We start from the raw sequence: 23,628 nt of genomic DNA on the forward strand, positions 1-23,628 counted from the left end.
GCTATTCCATTCAGCCCTTTTTCAGAATCTCCAATGATTGCTTTCCCTCACAAAAAAGAAGGTCCAGGATACTCAGTCCCGGTATGAAGCCGGTACGCTCCTGGAACACCTGCGTATAGCCGGGCTCGCTTTCTGTAACCGGTCCCGGCAATATGCGTTCTCGCGCATCTGTTATACCGGACACTTCCTTTTCATAACTTTCGGTATAGGTGATGGGCACCTCAATGCCGAGCTTGCTATTCACCCATTCAAAACATGCCAGGTTCCAATCCATTAAAAATTGAAAAGGCTTTTCAAATAAAACCTGCAGGTCCGCTTCGTAATATTCAAACCAGGGAGACCGCCTGTAAGCAGACACGAGCGTTTTCCAATGCAAACCCTGCCATTTTTCCTCATTACTGATCCTTACATCCTTCATCACGGTCCGCTGATTCTTCCCCCGCGCCAACGGCACACTTAAAATCATCCGGCCATTTGGCCCGGCAACGTAACAACGGTTCCTGTAACTGAGCTTTTGATAGTGCTCATATTTCTCAATCTTTAATATGTCGTGCTTTATTAAAGTCTTATATGAATCAATTGGTGGAAAATATTGAGATTCAATTAACAATACCTTTTCTTTTGCATTCTCTGTCATAATGTCAAAATTTTGCATGCAGATGTTGGAATTCCGTTCGTTTCACCTGACAATCACTTATACCTAAATACTTAACAATTAACTTTAAGTGGATGATAAACAATTCATAGAATTATTAATCATATGCTAAATAAATTAGCATAGCCTACTTTCAGCAAATGATTACTGAAATGCAAAAATACTAAAGAAATTAGTGGCTTTTTTGTTCAATTTTAGCGAACTCAGGAAGGATTACGAAGATAGCATATTTCTTTAAGACAATCTTTTATTTATATGTGTTTTATGCATTAATTATCTAAGCAGTCTTCCCCGTTTTCAAAAACTCCCCCGTTAAAAGTTTCCCAAATCCCACCCGATTTTTTGATAACTAAAAGCTTTGCAGTAGGTTTACATAAATTCAAATACCTGGTCAACTGATGAAAGTGTTCCGATTATTAGCCGCTGTTTTTGTGATCTGGGGAGTAGCAAGCTCCTGCGAAAAAAACAAGGATATTCAATTTGTGAGAGTAGCCGGTATCAGTATGGATGAGCTAGGTATGTCCAAGAGTATTGTACGGATGACCTTGGCATATTACAATCCGAACAACTATCGCCTCCAGTTAAAAGATGCCAACTTCGACCTGTTTTTTGATGACACCCAGGTAGGTCACTCCCTCCAGGATACCACCATTTCTATTCCGGCAAGGGACACTTTTTACTTCCCCGTGAAATTGGAAGTGAACATGGCCAACGTATTCAAAAATGCATTAAGCGCTTTCGCCAATAAAGAAGTAACCATCAAAGCCACCGGAAATTGTAAAGTAGGCAAGGCGGGTATTTTTCTTCCTTTCCCGATAAAATGCGAAACCAAACAAGCGCTGAATTTCTTTTAACCCGGCTATAAACGGAGTTCCAATAAGGCAATAATTTCCAGAATATGCCCGCTTTCAGCAGTGCTTCTGAGCGGAAACAGCCGTAAGCTGTGAACCTCCCAGGGAAAGCAGGCGCATATTTATTTCAGCAGGATCAGATTGGAAAGCGTTTGCTGGAATGCAGAAAAATGATGCTTCAGCGGATTAAACAGTATCGGAATAACGGTAAGCTTTAAAGGATGGAGCATTTCAGGTAATGCGGATACGGCTGACAGAAAGCCACGCCAGAAAACAGCTCAGCCTTCAGTAAACCGGCAACCACCGGACACCAAAGGCTGAAACAGGTTGATTAATGTTTTTTCGGGTCCATACCACCGCCATCTTCCGGCTTCTTGCAGCAGGTAGGCAATTTGGCGTAAGATTCCGGGTTCGCTGTTACGTTATCAGCATCATACCCCGCATTGGCAATACCCGTTTTGATATTCTCAATGTTGGTACGGTCGGTATAGTACTTCACCGTTGTAATATGTTTTTTGAAATCCACTTTTACGGATTGTACGCCCTCTTCATGTGACATATACCGCTCAATACGGTTTTTGCACGACTCACACTGTACGGTTGGCGTGCTGATCTTCGCTGTTTCCACAGCTTTCTGCTTTTGCTGTGCCATTGCCACGCCAACGCCGGCAAACAGGAACAACACTACTAATTTTAGGATACGCATAGTTGTAATATTAATACCCGAATATACAAAATAAGTGATATACAATTTTCAGCTACTTACCCCACTGGTCCGGCGCACTTCTCCAGGCCTGCAGTGTAGCTATTTCGTCAGCAGATACAATGCCTTTTTCCTCGGCCAGGGCAATCATAGCGGAATAATTGCTCAATGAATAAAACGGCACACCCGCTGCTTCAAAAGCTTTCACTGCTATATCAAAACCATAGTTGAAGATAGATACCATCCCGATCACTTCCCCACCAGCTGCACGAATGGCCTGCACGGCTTCCAGGCTGCTTTTGCCCGTAGAAATCAGGTCTTCAATAACCACCACCGGCTGTCCGGGTTGCAATACCCCTTCAATCTGGTTCCCCATACCATGCTCTTTCGGCTTGGATCTTACATAAATAAACGGCAGCTTCAGCTGATCCGCTACCAGCGCGCCATGTGGAATACCAGCAGTAGCCACTCCCGCAATCACGGCTGCATCAGGGAAGGTTTCAAACACCAGGTTGCACAACTCTGATTTAATATAGTCACGCACATAAGGGAAAGATAAGATCTTCCTGTTATCGCAATAGATCGGCGATTTCCAGCCGGAAGCCCATGTAAAAGGCTGTGCAGGGCTTAACTTCACGGCCTGCACCTGCAGTAACTTTTCTGCAACTTGTTTTTCGCTTACTTTATTCATACAATCGCCAAAAGTACTATCATTTTATTCAATTTACGAATTACAATAAACGAATTTGCAGAGAGCGCCGGGAATAGGTTTCCATCTTCCTAAATTCTCAATTTGTATTTCATAATTGATAATTACATTTGCGGCATGCAAGCAAATATTACGATCTATCTCAACGAGCGTCCACTCCTGCTGAGTGCCGATACCACTACCATCCCGGCCCACTTTAACGGCGCCAAAGTATACGATAACCCGGATACAAAAAAGATGGAAAATGTATTGCAGAAACTGGAAGATGGGAAAAAAGACGCAGCAGTGTTTATTGCACCGGATGTAAAACAACTTTTCAAGAAAGTATCGCTGCATTTTACTACCCTCGTAGCTGCCGGGGGATTAATCACCAATCCCGACGGTGAAGTGCTCATGATGTTCCGCCGCGGCAAATGGGACCTGCCTAAAGGCAAACAGGACCCGGGGGAAGACCTCGAAACCTGCGCGCTACGGGAAGTAGCGGAAGAAACCGGCCTGCACAACGTTTCACTGGAACATAAAATCACAGAAACGTTTCACTACTATCCCATGAAAAATAAAAAAGTATTAAAACATACCTACTGGTACCGGATGTTGTTTACCGGCACAGAATTAACGGTACCACAAATAGAAGAAGACATCCAGGACCTGCAATGGATCAAACCTGGCAACGTGGAAAAATACCTGAAATACTCCTACGAAAATATCAGGGAAGTATTCAGGGCCGCGAATATCTGATAACGTTTAGTTCCGCATCCCGGTTAAGCGGAACTATCTTTTTGCCAGTATCGCCACCGTAAGGCGGCTTACGCATACCAGCTTGTGATGATCGTCGGTAATACGGATGTCCCATACATGGCTGGTGCTCCCGATATGCAAGGGCCGGGCGCAGGCATGCACATAACCTTCTTTCACTCCTCTTATATGGTTGGCATTGATTTCCATGCCCACACAGATCTGCTTCTCCGGGTCTATGATCAATCCGGACGCCATACTGCCCACCGTTTCTGCCAGCGCCGCAGATGCGCCGCCATGCAGTAACCCATAGGGTTGTATGGTTCTGTGATCTACCGGCATCATCATTTTAAGATAATCCGGACCTATTTCCGTAAACTCCATCCCTAAACAGGTAGCCATGGTAGTGCCACCCATCTCGTTCAACTGGTCCAGTGAGATCTTAGTATTATGCCAGATCGTTTTCATATTATCTGCTTTATAAAATTATTTCTTCGTGCGTTTGATGCCTTCCAGCACAGCGGGAGGCAGGAAAGGTGACACATCTCCACCGTATTTGTAAATATCCCTCACCAGGGTAGATGCAATACTGGAGTACTGCGGAACAGTCGTTAAAAAGATCGTTTCAATACCCGGCGCCACAGTACGGTTTACATCAGCGATCGCCTTTTCATATTCAAAATCACTTACGTAACGGATACCGCGCAAAATAAAACGGGCGTCCAGTTGCTTACAGAAGTCGATGGTGAGTCCCGAATACGAAGCCACTTCCACCCGCGGATCATCTTTATAGATCTCCCTGATCCAGCTCATCCGCTCTTCCAGTGCAAACATAGGGGTTTTACTGCTGTTTACCCCGATCCCGATCACGAGGCGGTCAAACAGATCAAGCCCGCGGTTAATGACGTCCGTATGTCCTAGCGTTATAGGGTCAAATGTACCTGGGAATAAACAAGTTCTCATAAGGGTGCGATTGATTGATAGATAAACGGTCAGCGTTTTAATTCCTCCCGGTTAATAAAAATGGAGAACACCGTTGCGCCATAGTTCCTTTCAGAACGGTACCAGGAATAATCCTGGAACTTCTTATGCTGGGTATGTTCCACCACCAGCCAGCCTTCCGGGTTCAGTAACTCCTTTTCAAATATCAGTCCCGGTAACTGATCCAGTGTTGCCATCATATACGGCGGATCAGCAAAAATGAAATCAAATTTCTCCGTGCATTGCTGCAGGTATTTGAAAACGTCCATTTTTACCGTTTTCAGGTTTTCAATCCCCAACGACAAAGCTGTTTTACTGATAAAAGCAGCCATTGCCGGGTCTTTCTCCACCACAGTCATATCAGTGGCTCCCCTGGAAGCCAGCTCAAAGCTGATACTGCCGGTGCCGCCAAAAATATCCAGTGTTTTTAAAGATGGAATATCCAGGTTGTTTTCGATAATATTAAACAATCCGCCTTTTGCAATGTCTGTAGTTGGCCGGGTATGCGGCATTTTTGCAGGCGGTTGTATCTTTCGTCCCCCACTCGTTCCTCCTATTATACGCATAACGCTAACGCATATAAGTTATGAAAATAATAGCCCGGGATTTCCTGCATTTTTGTAATGTAACTGAAACCCGGGATTCGTTGTATCCATTCCAGGTGTGGTATAAACTTATACATCTCCTGGTATACGCCGGCATCCGTAGCCACCACTCCTCCCAGCTTTACTTTCACCAGCTGCTCATTCAGCTCCAGCTGACGAAGCACGTTCACCAGACTATACACCACATCCAACCCGGTTTGGTAATCGCTTTCCTGTTGAATCAGGAGCTTACCGCCGGCATAAACAGTCATCGTAAAGCGGTGCTGATCCACCTCGATAAAAGCCACGCCGTCCTTTGCCTGGAAATCCAGGTCCGTCGGGTAAGATTGCAGCAGTGCCGAATGGGCATGTATCACCAGGTCTGTAGAAAACTCCTTGCGTAAAAACCCAAGCAGGTCTTTATCCACGCTGTAAACATTTACCATTGGCAGGGCCGGCAGCAAATCCGACAGGATGGCTTCCTGTATTTTCTCCGGCGCGCCCAGGTGCAGAAAATCCTTCTTCAGCGAGGGCGAATAGTACGTATGCGGTACCAGCACACCTCCTCCGGTATTAAAAGCCAGCAAAATAGATTTAAAGGCAGTAAACAACAGTTTGTCGGTATCAAACACCTGTTCTATCATCTCCAGATCGGCCAGGGCCAGCTTCCGGGGAGTAAAATGATAGGACTTCAACGCCAGGAATTTCTTTGCAACCGGATCAAACACTACATAGCTGAATGTTCCGCTTCCTACCAGTACCAGTAAATTACAGGCAGTGAGATCAGTTTCCAGCAGGGTTTCATCGTCTACTGTAAATGCAGGATGGATGTTATAAGCCACGGGCATATTTAACCTTTCAAATGAATTACAATAATACTCTTTTTAGTTAATTGGTGAGGGCGTTTTGTTGTTTTATATAAGGGAGATGATCAACAGATAGCCATATCTTTGTTGCTATACCCATAATCGGCTAAAGATTCATGCAACTGGAAGTCACCACCCGGCAAATTATCAAAATAGCAGGACCCATCTGCCTGGCGCTCATTATTCCGCAGATCAATCACATCACTAATACCGCCTTCGTAGGGCGCCTGGGCGAATTTGAACTGGCGGCCAACGGGATCGCCGGTATCTACTACCTGGTGATGTACATGATTGCCTATGGCCTTAACAACGGCATGCAGGTACTCATTGCCCGCAGAGCGGGCCAGCAGCAGTTTTCCGGCATCGGGCAACTGTTCTCCAATGGCATACAGGTTGGACTCTTTTTCTCTGGAATCGCTATTTTACTCACCCTGCTGGCGGCGCCCTGGTTCTTTTCCAAAAGCCTGCACGATCACCATATCATCGCTGCAGCCGTTTCGTTTATCCGTATCCGTATATGGGGCCTTCCTTTTCTCATGCTGCTGAATATGGCCAACGCATTTTATATTGGCAGCGGCCACTCCAGGGTGCTGGCAGTTACCTCGCTTTTCCAGGAAATGATGAACATTTTCTTCGATTATACGCTCATCTTCGGTAAGCTGGGATTCCCGGCAATGGGGCTCAATGGCGCCGCCACGGCTTCCGTGATTGCGGAAGTTACCGGTTGCGGAGTTGCTTTCAGCATCCTCTTCCTGAGGCGTTATCACCTGCAATACAGCCTGTTCAGCTACTTGCGGCTCAACTGGAGCATTGTCCGCAACATCCTCAACGTATCCGCCCCCCTGATTGTGCAGTTCCTTTTCAGCATCGGCGGATGGTTCGTATTCTTTATTTTCATTGAGCACCTGGGCGAACGCCCGCTTGCCGTATCCAATATGCTCCGCAGCATTTTTGGCTTCTTTGGCATCTTCACCTGGGCGTTGGCGGCGGCCTGTAATACAATGGTAAGCAACATCATCGGGCAGGGACGGCCAGAACAGGTTTTCCCCATCATCCGGAAAATTGTGGCGCTCAGCGCAGGATGCGCTATTGCCATGTGCGTGGTGGTTAACCTCTTCCCCTATACGTTGCTGCACATTTATACCAACAGTGCCGACCTGATCACCATGGCCATCCCCTCCATCCGGATTATCACGCTGAGCACCATCCTGATGGCGATAGCAGCGGTGGTAATGAGCGGCGTGGTGGGTACCGGCAATACAAGAATTAATCTCGTAACGGAAATTATCGCCGTTATCGGCTACCTGGTGTACTGCAATATTGTAATTGAAAGAATGCGCAGCGAGCTGCACTGGGCCTGGGGAGCAGACTTTATCTACTGGATCATTATCTTTGGAATAAGTTACCGGTATCTGCGCAGTGGCAAATGGAAAGGAAAAGAAATCTAAAAGATAATTCAAAAATCATAACATCATTACAACATCCAATCAACAAAATCAATAAATCACCATCAATCCTGGGAAAGACAACCTTCGCTTACTGCAAATCATCCAGCATTTTCCTGCAATCCGCTTTGATCCCGGCATCATCCTGGGTGATATTGCGCAGGGTCAGCGCTTTCTTCAGCACTTCAATGGCTTTTTCCTGCTGGTCATCTGCTTTATAGGCGCGGGCCAGTTCATAATAGTTGAGGATAAAAGCGGGGTCCAGCTGCCGGCACTTTTCATAGTTGCTAATGGCATTGGCCAGTGAGCCATCCGGCAATCCGCCAAAAAGCATTTTTGCTGCGCCTCTTTCAAAGGCATTCAGGTTGGCTACTTCATAATTCCATTTACCTAAAACGTGATAGCCCTGCGCCAGTGAAGGGTTAAACTTAACCGACAGTTCCGCATATTTCTTTACTTCTTTGGAGGCGGCTACTTTATCTTTTGCACCGGAGATCAGCGCCATACGTCCCATTGCAATAGCCATCGATAAATTGGATTCGGGACTATTGGGATTTACCTTAAGCGCTTGCTCGGCATAGCTTTTAGCGAGATTAAAATAACTGATCTTATCGTCTTTGCTTTTCTGCCGGTTGCCAATGCGGGAACATAACTGGCTGGCCTGGTTCAATGCGTCCAGTTCCGACGGTTGTATTTTGAGGATGTCCTTATCTTTTTCAAATGCTTCGCTTTCTTTCATCTGTTTCTCCAGCTGCCTGGCTTCTTCTACCATTTCACTGACACTCTGGGCCTGTACAAACAGTACCGCTGATAATAAAAAGCAAACTGCCATGATCCGTTTCAACATAGGACAGGTTTTTACAGCGTAAGAATTTGTTGATTAACTTATAGCTATAAATTTACGGAAACATCATATATATCCCAAAAAATAGTAACTAGTAATCCTTCTCCAGGGAAACCAGGGAGTTGCGGACAGTAGCGCCCATGGGCGGATTCATTTTGCGGAGGGTAACGGTGCTGTGCTGGATACCGGGATACCGTTGCTTGAGTGCATCGGTTAATTCATACACCACTTCTTCCAGTAATGGCCGTGGAACGGCCATCACAGCCTTTGCTATTTCATAGATGCCCTGGTAGTTAACCGTTTCAGACAAATCATCTACGGGCACGGTGCCGGGTATACGAACTGCCACATCCAGTACAAAATGATTACCGATGATGGTTTCTTCCGGGTATAAGCCGTGGTAAGCGTAGAAAGTAGCCTGTTCGAGGGCGATGGTAAGCATAAGCCGAAATTACGGACAACAAATAACGGATTTACAGGAATGTTCTCCCTGTAAATCCATTATTCATTATCCTGTTTATTATTGGTGGTGTTCTTTTGCTGATAAATATCTTTCTGCATCCAGGGCGGCCATACATCCGCTGCCGGCGGCAGTTACCGCCTGGCGGTAAATTTTATCCTGTACATCACCGCAGGCAAACACCCCTTCCACGCTGGTACGGCTGGTGCCTGGTTCTGTAACAATATATTCCTGGTCGTCCAGTGTCAGGTAGTCTTTGAAGATACCGGAGTTGGGCTGGTGACCAATAGCTACGAAGAATGCGCTTACCGGTATTTCTTTCTTTTCGCCGGTTTTGTTATTCAGGATGCGCAGTCCTTCTACTTTCTTATCTCCCAGTACTTCGTCTGTTTCAGAATTCCAGTATACAATGATATTGGAAGTTTTCAGTACGCGGTCCTGCATTACTTTGGAAGCGCGCATTTCATGACGGCGCACCAGCATATGCACGGTACTGCACATTTTAGAAAGATAAAGCGCTTCTTCAGCAGCGGTATCACCGGCGCCTACAATAGCCACTTCTTTACCACGGAAGAAGAATCCGTCGCAAACAGCGCAGGCGCTTACGCCGCTGCCGTTCAAACGTTGCTCGGAAGGAAGCCCCAGCCATTTGGCAGAGGCGCCGGTGGCGATAATGATCGCATCGGCAGTGATTTCCTTCTCTTCGTCGATCGTTACTTTATAAGGTTGTTTACTGAAATCCACGGAAGTAGCCAAACCATAACGGATGTCGGCACCCATGCGGGCTGCCTGTTTTTCAAAATCCACCATCATTTCGGGTCCCTGAATACCTTCCGGATAACCAGGATAGTTTTCAACTTCAGTGGTGATGGTTAATTGTCCGCCGGGCTGAATGCCCTGGTATAATACTGGTTTAAGGTTGGCTCTTGCAGCATAAATTGCAGCGGTATAACCGGCAGGGCCGGAACCGATGATCAATAAGTGTACATGCTCTTGTTGCTTGTTTTCCATTTTGTTTGCTGTATGTATAATTACCTGCTAATAATAATTGTTTTATAGGTTACTGTATAACCGCCCCAGTAGCCTAATGCGCCGGGTACATTTCCAAGTATCTTCGTGGGCGATGAAAATGGATTGCCATTACTGTTATAGGCAAAATCAAGCGTTCGCCAGAAATCCCAGGTTGCTTTGTCAATATTACAAAACTTCAGGGTAACAGTATCCCCCGGTTCAAAGAACTCATCGGGCCTGTCATCCGGATCCAGGTTCTTATTAACGCCGGCGTCCACAGGAATTTCAAATGTTGTGCCGTTCACCAGCTGGTCATCCAGCACAGAATTCAGTCCGGGTAAATAGGGCTCACTGTTTCGCCGGGTAAAGTACCTTGCATAGTTCCCAAACGCAGGAGCATCCGTGATCTTCACCCAAAGGCGGGCTTTCGTGGAGTCGTCCACCGTCACTAATGTCCACCAGACCGAGTCCAGTTTCATGCCGCGCTGCGGTATAGTTGTCACAGATTCATATGCCTTATTGTCAGCGTTAATACGTAAAGTATAGGTGCCCGGCACATTTCCGGTGAAGTTGTTTGCAGGCTGCGCAAGATCCGGCAGGTATACAAAGAACTTCATATTGCCGGTATCTATTGTCCGCTCCTTTAGTGTCATGGTTTTGCTGCCATTGGAAACGGTGACAGTGGCGTTATGAACAAATGCATTCGTTAATACTGCCGGATCTATCTGTGAAAAATAGTTAAGGCTGTGTGTGAGAATTACCAACGGGTAGGAGCCGCTTTCAAATCTGCCTTCCACCACCAGTTGTGGTTCCTGTTGTGGCAGGTTAACGCTGATATCTTTCTCGCAGGCGGCAAAGATCAGTATAACCAGAAGTAAGAAAAGCGGCATACGCATGAGTGCAAAAATAAGGGGTGTTCACTAAATAAGAACACCGGCCATGTATTTACAAGGCCGGTGTTCTTATAGAATAAAGAGGATTAGTAGATTTATCCTTTCGTTAATGTTAACTAACTAATGAATAAAGGTATTTTATCCCAGGTATGATTTCAGGGCGCCACTATAGCGGGCTTTCTGCAGCCTTTTGATAGCACGTTCTTTAATCTGCCTGATTCTTTCTTTAGTCAGATCGTATTTCTGACCGATTTGTTCGATTGTTGCGCCATTTTCACCATCCAGACCAAAATAAGCATTCACAATTTCAGCTTCGCGTGGGCTCAGGGATTTTAATACCCGGCGTATTTCCTCGCGGAGTGAATCTCTCATCACGTCATCATCAGTAATATCTCCACCTTCCAGCAGGTCGCCCATTGCTACGTCTTCTGCTTCGTGCACGGGTGCATCCAGAGACATGTGACGGGTGTTGCTTTGGAAGATATTGTTAATTTCTGATTCAGACATCTCCAGGATTTCTGCGAGCTCCTCGGTAGAAGGCTCACGCTCGTTTTCCTGCTCAAATGCCATGTAAGCTTTGTTAGCTTTATTATAGGTGCCAATTTTGTTTTGCGGAAGACGAACAAGACGACCCTGTTCAGCCAGCGCCTGCAGAATGGATTGGCGAATCCACCATACTGCATAAGAGATGAATTTGAAACCTTTCGTTTCATCGAAACGTTGTGCCGCCTTGATCAAGCCGAGATTACCTTCATTAATCAGGTCACTCAGGCTAAGGCCCTGGTGCTGATACTGCTTCGCAACAGAAACAACGAAACGTAAGTTTCCTGTAGTCAATCTTTCAAGAGCCTTTTGATCGCCCATTTTAATGCGTTGCGCCAAAACGGTCTCTTCCTCAGGTGTTAACAAAGGGATCTTCGAGATTTCCTGCAGGTACTTTTCTACCGCCTGCGAATCACGATTGGTGATCTGGGTGGCAATTTTAAGTTGCCTCATATGAAAAATTGTATTGGTTTATAAATAAATAACAGCGAAAGAAATTTTTTGTTCGAAACTTTTAAAATTATTAACTTACAAAGTTTCCCGCGCTTTATTGTTTTGTTTCAAAATAAGTCTGCAAAGATCGTGCTAACCAACCACTCTACCAAATCCTTCTTATATTTGCCAGCCATATAACAAAGTACAGTTTTATAACGGAATTTTATAGTGCTTTAGTCCCTGTACAGCGTTGGTTTATACAAATTTTAACAATTGATAAAGAATCATATTTAAATTAACATCTTAACTAATTTATTCGTTAAGCCGTTGCAAATTTTTCAATAAAATGATTGACTTTAGAAGCGACACTTTTACACGTCCCGGCCCTGGCATGTTACAGGCTATGCTGCAGGCAGAAACCGGTGATGACGTTTTCGGTGAAGATCCCAGCATCAACAAACTGGAAGCCATGATGGCAGAATGTTTTGGCAAACCGGCAGCCTTGTACTGCCCTTCCGGCACTATGAGTAACCAGGTCGCCATTAAAGTACATACGTTGCCCGGGGATGAAGTGGTTTGCAGTAATCTTGCTCACGTATATATTTATGAAGGAGGCGGCATCGCCTTCAACTCCGGCGCCCAGGTACATGCCCTCATCGGCGACCGTGGCATGATCCGCGCTACCCAGGTGGAAGCAGCCATCAACCCCGACGATGTGCATAAAGCCCGCACCAGCCTCGTTTGCCTCGAAAACACCTCCAACCGCGGCGGCGGATGCTGCTACGACTGGGAAGAAATGGTGAAAATAGGCGACGTGTGTAAAAAACATGGCCTCGCACTGCACCTCGACGGCGCCCGTCTCTTCAACGCACTCGTGGCCACCGGCCAGGACCCAAAAACATACGGTCAACTATTCGACAGCATCTCCGTTTGTCTTAATAAAGGAATGGGATGCCCCATGGGCTCCGTACTGCTCGGCAGCGAAACATTTATCAAAGCCGCCAGGCGTGTCCGCAAAAAACTCGGCGGCGGCCTCCGGCAAGCCGGATTTATGGCAGCTACCGGCATCTATGCCATGGAAAATAATATCACCCGGCTGGCAGAAGACCACCACCACGCCAAACAACTGGCGCAGGCCCTGCTGGAAAAATCCTTCACCGGTCACATGCTCCCCGTGGAAACCAATATCCTCATCTTTGAAGTAACAGGCGACTGGACTCCGCAGCTCTTCGCCGATTACCTCAAAAAACAGGGTATCCTCGTAATGCCCATCTCACCAACGCAGGTAAGAATAGTCACCCACCTCGATGTTACACCGGAAATGATTGCACAAACCTGCGAAATCATCGCAGAGATGGCATAACGGAAAGGGCAACTATTACTGCCCTTTAAATTTCCATCTCTCCTTAATCTCCGTTATTTTTGCAACCTTATATTATGAATAGCATGGAACTTTCGAAAAATTACCTGCCTGCAACGGTTGAAGAAAAATGGTACCAACAATGGATGGATAAAGGCTACTTCCGCTCTAAACCGGATGGCCGCCAACCCTTTACTGTCGTCATCCCCCCTCCAAACGTCACCGGGGTCCTCCATCTTGGCCATACCCTCAACGAAACCGTACAGGATATCCTGGTACGCCGGGCTCGTATGAGCGGCTTCAACGCCTGCTGGGTTCCAGGCTCCGACCACGCCTCCATCGCCACGGAAGCAAAAGTGGTAAATATGCTCAAACAGGAGAAAGGCATCGAAAAATCCCAGCTCACCCGCGAAGAATTTCTCAAATATGCCTTCGAATGGAAAGATAAATATGGAGATATCATCTACCACCAGATAAAAAAACTCGGCTGCAGCTGCGACTGGGATCGCGTAACCTTTACAATGGACGACCACTACTACAAAGCAGTGATCACCGTTTTCATTGACCTCTATAAAAAAGGAGTGATCTATCGCGGCGCCCGCATGATCAACTGGGATCCAAAAGCTAAAACAGCACTGAGCGACGAGGAAGTTGAATATAAAGACCTCCAGGGTAAGCTCTATCATGTGAAATACGCCATTACGGACGCCACCGGCACGCCAACCGGCGAATATATCACCATCGCCACACAGCGCCCGGAAACCATCATGGGCGATACCGCCATCTGCGTAAACCCGGAAGATGAAAGATACGCCCACCTGAAAGGTTACTTTGCTACCGTACCACTGGTCAACCGTCGTGTTCCGGTAATATTTGATACCTACGTAGATAAAGAATTCGGTACCGGCGCCCTGAAAGTAACGCCCGCACACGATATCAACGACTATAACCTGGGCCTGAAACATAACCTCGAAATCGTTGATACCCTCAACGACGATGGCACGCTCAGCGCCGCCGCCGTTGTTTTTGTAGGAGAAGACCGCTTCGTTGCCCGTAAAAAAGTAGTAGCCGCCCTCGCAGAAGAAGGCCTGCTCGTAAAAGAGCAGGAATATACCACCCGCCTCGGTTACAGTCAGCGTAACCCCGATACGGTAGTGGAACCCCGCATCTCCACCCAGTGGTTTGTGAAAATGGCAGAAATGGCCAAACCCGCCCTGGACGCGGTAGTGAACGGTGATGTAAAAATCCATCCCGGCGACCGGTTCCTGGCGACTTACAAATACTGGATGGAAAATGTTAAGGACTGGTGCATCTCCCGCCAACTCTGGTGGGGACAGCAAATCCCTGCCTGGTACGCGCCGGACGGTTCCTTTGAGGTAGCCGCCACCGCTGCTGAAGCAGTGCAGCAGTTTGCCGCCCGCAGTATTACCGTCAAAGCAGCCGAACTCACACAGGACCAGGATTGCCTGGATACCTGGTTCAGCTCCTGGCTCTGGCCCATGGAAGTATTCAACGGCATCTCCCAACCGGATAACGAGGATATCAATTACTATTACCCTACTTCGGTATTGGTAACCGGACAGGATATCATCTTCTTCTGGGTAGCCCGTATGATCATGGCCGGACTGGAGTTCAAAGAAGTGAAACCCTTCAGCGACGTATACTTCACCGGAATGGTACGCGACAAACAAGGCCGTAAAATGAGTAAGCAACTGGGCAACTCCCCCGATCTGCTGGAACTCATCCATGCCTTTGGCGCCGATGCCGTTCGCTTTGGTATCATGATTTCTTCACCCGCTGGTAACGATCTCCTGTACGATGACTCCAGCTGTGAACAGGGCCGTAACTTCTGTAATAAAATATGGAATGCCCTTAAACTGGTGAAAATGTGGGAACAACGCCAGGAAAATGACAGCGCCACCAACGCCGCAGCAGCTAACTTCGCCGTGGAATGGTTTGAAAGCAGGCTGAATGAAGTACAACTGGAAGTAGCCGCCCTGCATAAGGACTTCCGCCTCAGCGAAGGCCTCAAAGCCATCTACAGCCTGGTATGGGACGATTTCTGCAGCTGGTACCTCGAATGGGCAAAACCGGGTTTCGAACAACCGATCCCTGCTTCCATCTACCATAAAACAGTTTACTTCTTCGAACAACTGATGCAACTGCTGCACCCGTATATGCCTTTTATTACAGAAGAAATATACCAGCAACTCGCGGCACGTGCAGCGGATGATTCCCTGATGATAAAACAGTTTATCACCCCGCAGGCGCCGGTACACGCTACCCTGCTGGAAGGTTCGCTGGCAAAAGAAGTGATCAGCAGCATCCGCGATGCACGTAACAAACATCAGATAAAACCAAAAGATCCGATCGTACTGCACATAGAAACCAAACACGATAACGCATTCAAACAAATTGAAGGCATGCTCGCCAAACAGGTGAACGCAAAAGCCATTCACTATGTACAGGAACCCGTGCCAGGCTGCATTACCCTCGTGATCCAGAAAGATAAATTCTACCTCGGTACAGAAACTGCACTGGATACCACCGCACAAAAAGCAGCGCTCACAAAAGACCTCGAATACCTGAAAGGATTCCTGGTATCTGTTGAAAAGAAACTCAGCAATGAGCGCTTCGTACAAAACGCAAAAGCAGAAGCCGTAGACGCAGAACGTCAGAAGAAAGCAGATGCCGAAGCAAAAATTGCAGTCATAGAGGAAAGTTTAAAGTCCTTATAATTTTTAGGATCGCCCGGTCGTTACTATACCGGGCGATTTTTTTATATCCCGGTACTATCATGCAAAAACATCTGTTACTTAGTTTCTTATTAGCCACTGCTGTTACACCGGTCATTGCACAATCCGCAAAAAAACCGGCGACTGCCGTAACCAGCAAAAGACCCATGAAACTCCGCAGCAGCTGGGGCATCTACCTGAGCGACACGCTACCAAAAAGTGAAGTCATTAAATTACTGGACTCCGCGTTAATTGTGCGGGACGAAAAGAATATCAAATACCCGGTGCTCTCATTTGCTTTTACTTTTGAAAAACATGAGCCTTATCTGAACGATACTACCGGGCAACCCGCTATATACAAAGATTTTACAGGAGATAATTTCAAAGCAGCTTCCCTCCCCCGTCGCGTGGAGCAAAAACCTGAAGGAAACCCTGCAAACCGGTGATATCTTGTACTTCGACGACATCATCATCAAATATGCAGAAGAAAAATTCTACAAAGCTCCTTCCCTTCAGATCAACGTTAAGTAGTCCATCTCCCTAATAATTAAACAACTGCTGGATCGGTATAATAAAATCAAACCGGTTCTGCGCATTGTCTACGGGGTCCTGGTCAAACAGGTGACTGAAACGCACGCCAAACGTAAAAGGCAGCGCATTACCTATGCGTGTATCAAAGAATAACTCGGTACCGGCAGAAGTATAACGGGTATTGATATCCACATTGTTACGGGAAAAATTAGCCATGCTGTAATCGTAAAACAAATTAGCCCGGATACGGTTGAAATACAGGATCTGCGCAAAGCCCCAGTCGGGATATACCAACGGCAGATGATAGTTTGCTCCCAGTTTATAAATACGCGTATACGACGGCGTATTATACCCTCTCGCATATACGAAATTATCCGTGAAAGTATAATTGAACGCATTATCGCGTTGCTGATAAGCGGCCTGCAATACCAGGTTATGATTCTGCCATAATCCCGGCAAATACTGATCCAGCCGCGCATACAGCTGTTCGGCATACAAGCCCGACACAGAACTGTTATACTGCACCGCGAGATACTGCCCGAAATGTGTGTAAATGTTTTGTACTGCCTTGATCCGTTGGTTGTTAAAGATGATGGTGTTGGTCAGGAACTGCAGATCGTTTCCCTTGTACTTGCTGTCCAGGTAACGGTGACGGATATTGTAATTACTGCCGAAAGATACACTGCGGCTGTAAAGTCCCGACGACAGGTTCAACGGGATACTGAAGCCCACATGCGCAGTGGCCTCATTCCAGTACACCCGTTGCCGGTTCTGATCCAGCCCATTACGGTTAATGGTATAGTCGGCTCCTACTGATAATACCGGGAACCAGCCCCCGAAAGTAAAGCCTGCCGCGAAATCCGAGCTACCCTCATTCCGGTTGTACGTATAGCCGATACTGGTAGACGTAGTGCTCAATATATTTTCACCGATCAGTGAAATACTGTAATCCGGGTCATTAAAAGATGGTACCCAGCTGTGGAAGTTAAATGGACGGGTGAACTGCGGATACTTCTTCACCGGCAGGGAATCATGCGGCGCCAGCTCCAGGATATTACCACCTTCTTTAAAATGAGGCTGCAGCCAGGCGCTGCGCCCGTCTTTACTTACGTCGGCGAGTTCCCAGGCGGCTTTGTTCAACGCAGCGTGATACAGCTTGTATCCTTTCACGGTGAATTCACTAAAAACGAGACTGTCGCCTGCCGGATCTACTGCCATATGCAGCGCACTGTTCCCCCTGTCGGTGACTTCATACGTTTTTCTATCTGCTAACGTAATCGCATATACGTTGTTCACATCTTTCAGGCCACTGGTGAAATAAACCGTATCCCCGCTCACAACCGGTATACCCATTACAGTATAACTGAACGGCGTAAGCATGGTGCTTTCGCCCGTAGCGAGCGACTGCTCAACCAACGCCATCTCTCCCTTATTATTTCTTACCGCACTGATCACGGCCTGTTCACCGGCAGCAAAACGCGGATAGGTATAATACCAGTTTTCCGGGTTGGGCAACTGCTTCTCCACCAATGCTGTACGCGCATTGATCAACTGCAGGCTGTATTTCATTTCAGTGGTGGTAGCCACTGCTATTACCTTTTCTCCATTTTCACTGATATCCGGGGAGAAGAATTTCCCCTTCGGGGAAACAGTTTTCGTATGCCCGGTAGCGTTATCCCACACCCGGATCACGGAAAAATCCTTCCAGCCCCACCGCGCATCGAAACGGGCAGCAGCCCATACCACGCGGCCATTGCGGTAACTGAAAAAGTCATCGTATAAAATACCGGGACGTACCAGCAAACGTTCTTCGCCGGAAGCATTCAACCGGTAAATACCGGGCACTTTATTCCAGGCATTTTTTAATATCACCCATTCATTATTACCTGCACTGTATACATAGTTATAGTTGGTAACTGGTTTGGCAACCGGCAGCAAAGGCTGCGCCGGCGTGGTATCCGGCCGGGCGGCATAATTATTCCACAGCGGCTGGTATTCTTTCAGCACGGCATTATAAAAGCCGGTTACATTCATACCTGTTCTCTTCTTCAGGCTGTGCGACAATGGGTAAAACACACCGCGGAAACGAACGGCATCACTGGTCACGTTTCTCCAGAACGTGTGTCCGTAATGCTCCCGGCCATAACTGGTCATCATATATCCCAGCGGGTAATGATCCGGTACATAATCTACATAGGAACCATTACGGATTTTCATATAGGCGTAATGGTTACCCGCCAGCGAAAGGCCACGGAAGCCGTCAAAGAAACCCGGGAGCCGTCCCCTGCCCTGCGGCGTTAACGCAGTTTCCATTACCACGGCATCGCCTTCCCAGAACCAGTTGGGTACTGCGATATTGGTTACCGCTGCTTGCCCCAGCTGCCCGCCAAGAATAGAAAACACTTTGGATACCCCCTGCCGGAAGTTCATGTTCTGCAATACGTGCCGGTACTCGTGCACAGCCAGCTGGTCTACCCAGTTAAGAGAGCCCAGATCGAGCGAGCTAGGAGGTGGTGTCAGGTAAAATTCAGAGCGAAAAGGGCCGAGTTGTACATATCCGTTAGATTGTAGCGTTTGATTCTGCAATACAATACTTACTTTTTTTTGAAGACTGCCAATAGAAGACCGGGTATAACGGTTAAGATAGTGAACCAGGTTGGCGACCCGCTCACCCTGCCCGGTCATCCCATGAGGGAAAATCACCCGCACTGTATCTGTGTTGATCTGTTGCCATTTCAGCGAAGGCGGATTACCTCCGAATTGCTGCGCCGATAAAGAAAGGGAAAAGGAAAGAAGAGTAATGGCAAGGATAACACGCATAAAAAATAACGAATTACGGATCTAAGCAGATGATGATAACGTATAAACCGAAAATATGGTTCTTTCCTTATATTATAACCGATATTCGCCGTAATCTGCTTTTAAATCTGTAATTCGTTACCTGGTATCTTTTAACACTCCGGCAGGCTGATAGGAATATTTACAGCCAGTCCTCCGTCGGAAGTTTCCTTATATTTTGAATTCATATCCTGTGCTGTTTCCCACATGGTTTTTACCACCGCGTCAAGGGAAACCTTTGCCAGCTCAGGATTGCTTTGCAGCGCCAGTTGAGATGCCGTAATCGCTTTGATGGCGCCCATTGTATTCCGTTCTATACAAGGTATCTGTACCAATCCGCCAATAGGATCGCAGGTGAGGCCCAGGTGATGTTCCATCGCTATCTCCGCCGCCATCAGTACCTGGCGCTGGGAACCTCCCATGCACTCGGTAAGCGCTGCCGCCGCCATGGCAGAAGATACACCTATCTCTGCCTGGCATCCGCCCATGGCTGCCGAAATGGTGGAGCGCTTTTTAAAGATGCTGCCTATTTCAGAAGCCGTAAGCAGGAACTGCTGGATCTTTTCTTCCTGGAAACCATCACAGAAAGCAATGAAGTATTGTAAAACTGCCGGAATAACGCCTGCAGCGCCATTGGTAGGCGCCGTTACTACTCTTCCGAACGATGCATTTTCTTCGTTTACGGCCAGCGCAAAACAGCTAACCCAATCGAGCGTATAGCTGAAATGCTCTCCACCCGCCCTGATGGCGTCAATCCAGGAGGCATAGTCAGTATAGGTACGGCCCTTTAATAATTTTTTGTTGAGTACTGCCGCACGGCGGCCAACTTTCAGTCCGCCGGGTAACTCCCCACCGGTATGACAGCCACGGAAGGTACATTCCTGCATCACGCGCCAGATGTTCAACAGCCCTTGCCGGGTTTGTTCTTCCGAACGCCAGGCGTGTTCATTTTCCATCACCAGTTCAGAAATGCTATACCCGGTTTTAATGCACCACTGCAGCAGCTGGCGGGCAGTATCTATCGGGAAGGGCAGATCCACCTGCTGGGCGCCACCGCCTGCATCCCCCTCCTGCACTACAAAACCGCCACCAATGGAATACCAGGTGGAAGCCAGCTGTTCACCATCCATCAGGGTAACCAGGAAAGTAAGGGCATTGGGGTGAAACGGCAGGGATTCTTCAAAGAGGAAGTCAATATCTTCAACGGGATCAAAATCTATTTCATACTTACCCGCTATCTTCATCCGGCGGCTGCGGCGGATATCATCCATTTTAGGATTGATCTGGTTCACGTCAAAAGTTACCGGATCATCCCCGCAGAGGCCCAGCTGTACCGCAATGTCGGTGCCATGCCCGTGACCTGTTTTGGCAAGAGAGCCATATAATAATACCTGTACTTTATTAACGGCCGCCAGTTTGCCAGCCTGCTCCAACTGATCCAGGAAACGCAATGCTGCGCGCCACGGGCCTAAGGTATGGGAACTGGAAGGGCCAACGCCTATCTTAAAAATGTCAAATACGGAAATACATTCGTGTGCCACTAATTTTTTATTTATCTGTAAAATTAACGGAAAGCGGGGGAATAATACAAATGCAAAAGCGGTACCGGCAGAACCGGTACCGCTTCACGTTATTTCTTTCTCCATTATTTATTCACATAATCTTTCAGCTTCACGTTGAATACCAGTACTGAATTCGCCGGGATTTTAGAATAGGCCGTCGGGCCGTAAGCATAAATAGAAGGAATAATCAGGTTGATTTCTCCACCCTTCCGGATTTTAGGAATCCCGATCGTCCATCCGGTGATCACTTTATCAAGGTCAAACCTGGCGCTGTCGCTGCTGTCAAAAACCGTTTTATCCAGCAACTGGCCTTTGTAGGATACCCATACATTTGCAGCGGCATTAACAGAATCGCCGGTTCCTTTTGTTATAATCTGGTAAAAAAGGCCACGGGGATCATGTTGCACATTGGTGAGATTATTGGCGGCGATATACGCTACAATTTTTGCGGAGTCAGCATCATATTGTGCAATAGCGTTATAGGCAGGTGCATCATCTTTTTTTGAACAGGCGGCAAGCACTAACAGGAATAATCCTCCCAACAGAAAAACTTTCTTCATACAGTTACGGTTTCAGTTTTAGTATAATTAAAAGGTGAAAATACAATTGGTATAAGATAATACATCTACCGGATACTTACCAGTTCCAGGTCAGAAATAAGAATGGCGTTGGGCGGGATAACACCGTTAACGCCCACAGAGCCATAGGCGAGGGCGGATGGGATATACAACCTGATCTTTCCTCCCTGGGAAATCTTCTGCAGCCCTATCTGCCAGCCAGGAATATGGTTCTTAAGCATCCTGTGATCGAAATCGGTGGGCCCTACAGAGGTACCTACTACTTCGCCCGTAATTAAATAATTGGTATAAATAACGGTGGGGATGGAGGTTGCTTTCACGAAATGGGTACTGTCTCCCGGAGCGTCTACCCGGTAATAAAGTCCCGAAACGTCCCGGATCGCGGTTTCATTATGCTCGTGCAGGTATTGCTGGATGGCATTTTCTGTGACTCCACCCATCCTGAGTTCCTCCGAGCTGCTGTTCTTTGAACAGGCGCCCAGTATCAAAAGCAGGCTTGCGCAAATTATTTTTACAACTGTATTCATCCGCTGCTGTTTACTATCTCGTTATTAAACGGAAATCTTATGATAAAGTTACAGCGGAAAGGTGATCCGCATAAAAAAACTCCTGCAAGACCTTGCCTGCAGGAGTTTTTATGATTATTCTTGATATTAGTAGTCCATGCCCATACCGTGGCCACCACCGCCCATAGCAGGAGCAGCAGATTTAGGTTCCGGTTTGTCTGCGATTACACATTCGGTAGTCAGCAGCATAGAAGCGATAGACGCAGCATTTTCCAGTGCAATACGGGTAACTTTAGTTGGATCGATAACACCGGCAGCCAGTAAGTTTTCGAAAACTTCTGTACGTGCGTTGAAACCGAAATCAGCTTTACCTTCTTTCACTTTCTGTACTACGATAGAACCTTCGATACCTGCGTTGGCAGTGATCTGACGTAATGGTTCTTCGATAGCGCGTTTAACGATGGCAATACCGGTCTGCTCGTCGTTGTTAGCACCTTTCAGTGAATCCAGGGCTTCGATAGCGCGGATGTAAGCAACACCACCACCAGGAACGATACCTTCTTCAACGGCAGCGCGGGTAGCGTGTAATGCGTCGTCTACGCGATCTTTCTTTTCTTTCATTTCTACTTCAGTAGCAGCACCAACGTACAGTACAGCCACACCACCACTTAATTTAGCCAAGCGTTCCTGTAATTTTTCGCGGTCGTAGTCAGAAGTAGTTACTTCGATCTGCGCTTTGATCTGTCCGATACGGGACTGGATCGCTTCTTTTTCGCCTTTACCACCTACAACAGTAGTATTGTCTTTATCGATAGTGATAGATTCTGCTTTACCGAGGTAAGTCAGGTCAGCATTTTCCAGTTTGTAACCTTGTTCTTCGCTGATAACGATACCACCGGTGAGGGTAGCGATGTCCTGCAGCATATCCTTTCTTCTGTCGCCAAAGCCAGGAGCTTTAACAGCAGCAACTTTCAGGGTACCACGCAGTTTGTTTACCACCAGGGTAGCCAGTGCTTCACCTTCCAGATCTTCGGAAATGATTACCAGCGGAGCGCCCTGCTGAGCAACTTTTTCCAGGATGTGCAGGATATCCTTCATAGTGCTGATCTTTTTATCGTAGATCAGGATATAAGGGTTAGCCAGTTCAGCCTGCATTTTTTCGCTGTTGGTAATGAAGTAAGGAGACAGGTAACCACGGTCGAACTGCATACCTTCTACTACTTCAACAGTAGTGTCGGTACCTTTTGCTTCTTCTACAGTGATAACACCGTCTTTGGTTACTTTCTGCATTGCCTGGGCAATCAGTTTACCAATTTCGCTGTCGTTGTTGGCAGAGATGGAAGCAACCTGCTCGATCTTCTGTGTATCGTTACCAACTTTTTCGGACTGTTTTTTCAGGTTTTCAACAACCGCTTTCACAGCTTTGTCGATACCACGTTTCAGATCCATTGGGTTAGCACCGGCAGCTACGTTTTTCAAACCGTCGCCGATGATAGCCTGTGCCAGAACGGTAGCAGTAGTAGTACCATCACCTGCCAGATCAGCAGTTTTGGAAGCTACTTCCTTCACCATCTGCGCACCCATATTTTCGATTGCGTCTTCGAGTTCAATTTCTTTTGCAACGGTAACACCATCTTTAGTTACACCCGGAGCGCCGAATTTTTTCTCGATCACTACGTTACGGCCTTTAGGGCCCAGGGTTACTTTAACAGCATCAGCCAGGGTGTCAACGCCTTTCTTCATCTTGTTGCGGGCGTCTATATTGAAGAAAATTTGTTTTGCCATAATACTTTGAGATTTTTC

General features: G+C 47.1%; 23 protein-coding genes. 6 read left to right on the forward strand and 17 right to left on the reverse strand.

Translation table 11 applies throughout. The features are described from left to right. Positions 1–10: 10 nt before the first annotated feature. Complete coding sequence (locus QFZ51_RS26070) at positions 11–655, reverse strand: WbqC family protein (RefSeq protein ID WP_429050381.1); 645 nt, start codon at positions 653–655, stop codon at positions 11–13. Positions 656–1,053: 398 nt separating this feature from the next. On the opposite strand from QFZ51_RS26070, the gene QFZ51_RS26075 reads away from it, so the two are divergent. Continuing rightward, positions 1,054–1,509, forward strand: coding sequence for an LEA type 2 family protein (locus QFZ51_RS26075; protein WP_429050382.1), 456 nt, complete (start codon positions 1,054–1,056; stop codon positions 1,507–1,509). A 328-nt stretch (positions 1,510–1,837) separates the two neighbouring features. On the opposite strand, the gene QFZ51_RS26080 is transcribed toward QFZ51_RS26075, so the two are convergent. Both QFZ51_RS26080 and pyrE read right to left on the reverse strand, forming a co-directional pair. Then, complete coding sequence (locus tag QFZ51_RS26080) at positions 1,838–2,212, reverse strand: heavy-metal-associated domain-containing protein (RefSeq protein WP_429050383.1); 375 nt, start codon at positions 2,210–2,212, stop codon at positions 1,838–1,840. Between the two features lie 52 nt (positions 2,213–2,264). After that, positions 2,265–2,900 (reverse strand): orotate phosphoribosyltransferase, encoded by a 636-nt coding sequence (gene pyrE, locus QFZ51_RS26085; RefSeq protein ID WP_429050384.1) that lies wholly within the window; start codon positions 2,898–2,900, stop codon positions 2,265–2,267. A gap of 135 nt (positions 2,901–3,035) precedes the next feature. Between pyrE and QFZ51_RS26090 the strand changes: the two genes are divergently transcribed. Beyond that, positions 3,036–3,656 carry an NUDIX hydrolase gene (locus tag QFZ51_RS26090; RefSeq protein WP_429050385.1) on the forward strand — a complete coding sequence of 207 codons (621 nt, stop codon included), beginning with the start codon at positions 3,036–3,038 and terminating at the stop codon, positions 3,654–3,656. Between the two features lie 33 nt (positions 3,657–3,689). Here the strand turns inward: QFZ51_RS26090 and QFZ51_RS26095 are convergent, their stop codons facing one another. Genes QFZ51_RS26095 through QFZ51_RS26110 form a run of 4 tightly spaced genes read right to left on the reverse strand, consistent with a single transcriptional unit; the run spans position 3,690 to position 6,060 of the window. Beyond that, complete coding sequence (locus tag QFZ51_RS26095) at positions 3,690–4,121, reverse strand: hotdog fold thioesterase (protein WP_370907937.1); 432 nt, start codon at positions 4,119–4,121, stop codon at positions 3,690–3,692. Between the two features lie 18 nt (positions 4,122–4,139). Further along, positions 4,140–4,616 carry a pantetheine-phosphate adenylyltransferase gene (coaD, locus tag QFZ51_RS26100; protein ID WP_370907938.1) on the reverse strand — a complete coding sequence of 159 codons (477 nt, stop codon included), beginning with the start codon at positions 4,614–4,616 and terminating at the stop codon, positions 4,140–4,142. 29 nt (positions 4,617–4,645) lie between these two features. Next, positions 4,646–5,200 (reverse strand): RsmD family RNA methyltransferase, encoded by a 555-nt coding sequence (locus tag QFZ51_RS26105; protein WP_370907939.1) that lies wholly within the window; start codon positions 5,198–5,200, stop codon positions 4,646–4,648. Continuing rightward, a complete protein-coding gene (locus QFZ51_RS26110; RefSeq protein ID WP_429050386.1) occupies positions 5,191–6,060 on the reverse strand; it encodes a DUF3822 family protein in 870 nt (289 codons plus the stop codon). Before QFZ51_RS26110 ends, QFZ51_RS26105 begins: the two co-directional genes overlap by 10 nt. A gap of 140 nt (positions 6,061–6,200) precedes the next feature. On the opposite strand from QFZ51_RS26110, the gene QFZ51_RS26115 reads away from it, so the two are divergent. Further along, a complete protein-coding gene (locus tag QFZ51_RS26115) occupies positions 6,201–7,532 on the forward strand; it encodes an MATE family efflux transporter (protein ID WP_429050387.1) in 1,332 nt (443 codons plus the stop codon). A gap of 88 nt (positions 7,533–7,620) precedes the next feature. Here the strand turns inward: QFZ51_RS26115 and QFZ51_RS26120 are convergent, their stop codons facing one another. From QFZ51_RS26120 to QFZ51_RS26140, 5 genes are all read right to left on the reverse strand, one after another. Beyond that, a complete protein-coding gene (locus QFZ51_RS26120) occupies positions 7,621–8,376 on the reverse strand; it encodes a hypothetical protein (RefSeq protein WP_429050388.1) in 756 nt (251 codons plus the stop codon). Between the two features lie 88 nt (positions 8,377–8,464). Beyond that, the gene (gene folB, locus QFZ51_RS26125) at positions 8,465–8,815 is read right to left on the reverse strand and encodes a dihydroneopterin aldolase (protein ID WP_079473347.1); all 351 of its coding nucleotides are present in this window, start codon (positions 8,813–8,815) and stop codon (positions 8,465–8,467) included. 78 nt (positions 8,816–8,893) lie between these two features. Next, positions 8,894–9,844, reverse strand: coding sequence for a thioredoxin-disulfide reductase (gene trxB / locus QFZ51_RS26130; RefSeq protein WP_370907943.1), 951 nt, complete (start codon positions 9,842–9,844; stop codon positions 8,894–8,896). A gap of 20 nt (positions 9,845–9,864) precedes the next feature. Then, the gene (locus QFZ51_RS26135; RefSeq protein ID WP_429050389.1) at positions 9,865–10,740 is read right to left on the reverse strand and encodes a DUF4249 domain-containing protein; all 876 of its coding nucleotides are present in this window, start codon (positions 10,738–10,740) and stop codon (positions 9,865–9,867) included. 135 nt (positions 10,741–10,875) lie between these two features. After that, positions 10,876–11,733: a sigma-70 family RNA polymerase sigma factor gene (locus QFZ51_RS26140; RefSeq protein ID WP_012793808.1), complete on the reverse strand. Its 858-nt coding sequence runs from the start codon at positions 11,731–11,733 to the stop codon at positions 10,876–10,878. A gap of 328 nt (positions 11,734–12,061) precedes the next feature. On the opposite strand from QFZ51_RS26140, the gene QFZ51_RS26145 reads away from it, so the two are divergent. The 3 genes from QFZ51_RS26145 to QFZ51_RS26155 all read left to right on the forward strand — a co-directional run bounded on the left by QFZ51_RS26145 (position 12,062) and on the right by QFZ51_RS26155 (position 16,256). Continuing rightward, entirely contained in the window at positions 12,062–13,078 is a 1,017-nt protein-coding gene (locus QFZ51_RS26145; RefSeq protein ID WP_429050390.1) for a threonine aldolase family protein, read from the forward strand. Between the two features lie 83 nt (positions 13,079–13,161). Continuing rightward, positions 13,162–15,813, forward strand: coding sequence for a valine--tRNA ligase (locus QFZ51_RS26150; protein WP_429050391.1), 2,652 nt, complete (start codon positions 13,162–13,164; stop codon positions 15,811–15,813). 59 nt (positions 15,814–15,872) lie between these two features. Beyond that, positions 15,873–16,256 (forward strand): hypothetical protein, encoded by a 384-nt coding sequence (locus QFZ51_RS26155; protein ID WP_429050392.1) that lies wholly within the window; start codon positions 15,873–15,875, stop codon positions 16,254–16,256. Positions 16,257–16,350: 94 nt separating this feature from the next. Here QFZ51_RS26155 and QFZ51_RS26160 read toward each other — a convergent pair whose 3' ends face one another. From QFZ51_RS26160 to groL, 5 genes are all read right to left on the reverse strand, one after another. Further along, positions 16,351–19,161 carry a hypothetical protein gene (locus tag QFZ51_RS26160; protein ID WP_429050393.1) on the reverse strand — a complete coding sequence of 937 codons (2,811 nt, stop codon included), beginning with the start codon at positions 19,159–19,161 and terminating at the stop codon, positions 16,351–16,353. 131 nt (positions 19,162–19,292) lie between these two features. Continuing rightward, entirely contained in the window at positions 19,293–20,720 is a 1,428-nt protein-coding gene (locus QFZ51_RS26165; protein WP_429050394.1) for an L-serine ammonia-lyase, read from the reverse strand. 104 nt (positions 20,721–20,824) lie between these two features. Next, a complete protein-coding gene (locus QFZ51_RS26170; protein WP_370907950.1) occupies positions 20,825–21,301 on the reverse strand; it encodes an FKBP-type peptidyl-prolyl cis-trans isomerase in 477 nt (158 codons plus the stop codon). A 65-nt stretch (positions 21,302–21,366) separates the two neighbouring features. Continuing rightward, positions 21,367–21,846, reverse strand: coding sequence for an FKBP-type peptidyl-prolyl cis-trans isomerase (locus QFZ51_RS26175; protein WP_429050395.1), 480 nt, complete (start codon positions 21,844–21,846; stop codon positions 21,367–21,369). A 126-nt stretch (positions 21,847–21,972) separates the two neighbouring features. After that, positions 21,973–23,610, reverse strand: a complete 1,638-nt coding sequence (gene groL / locus QFZ51_RS26180; protein WP_370907952.1) for a chaperonin GroEL — start codon at positions 23,608–23,610, stop codon at positions 21,973–21,975. Between the last annotated feature and the right edge of the window lie 18 nt (positions 23,611–23,628).

Origin of the sequence: Chitinophaga sp. W3I9 (genome assembly GCF_050434025.1) — a bacterium.
Lineage (GTDB): Bacteria > Bacteroidota > Bacteroidia > Chitinophagales > Chitinophagaceae > Chitinophaga.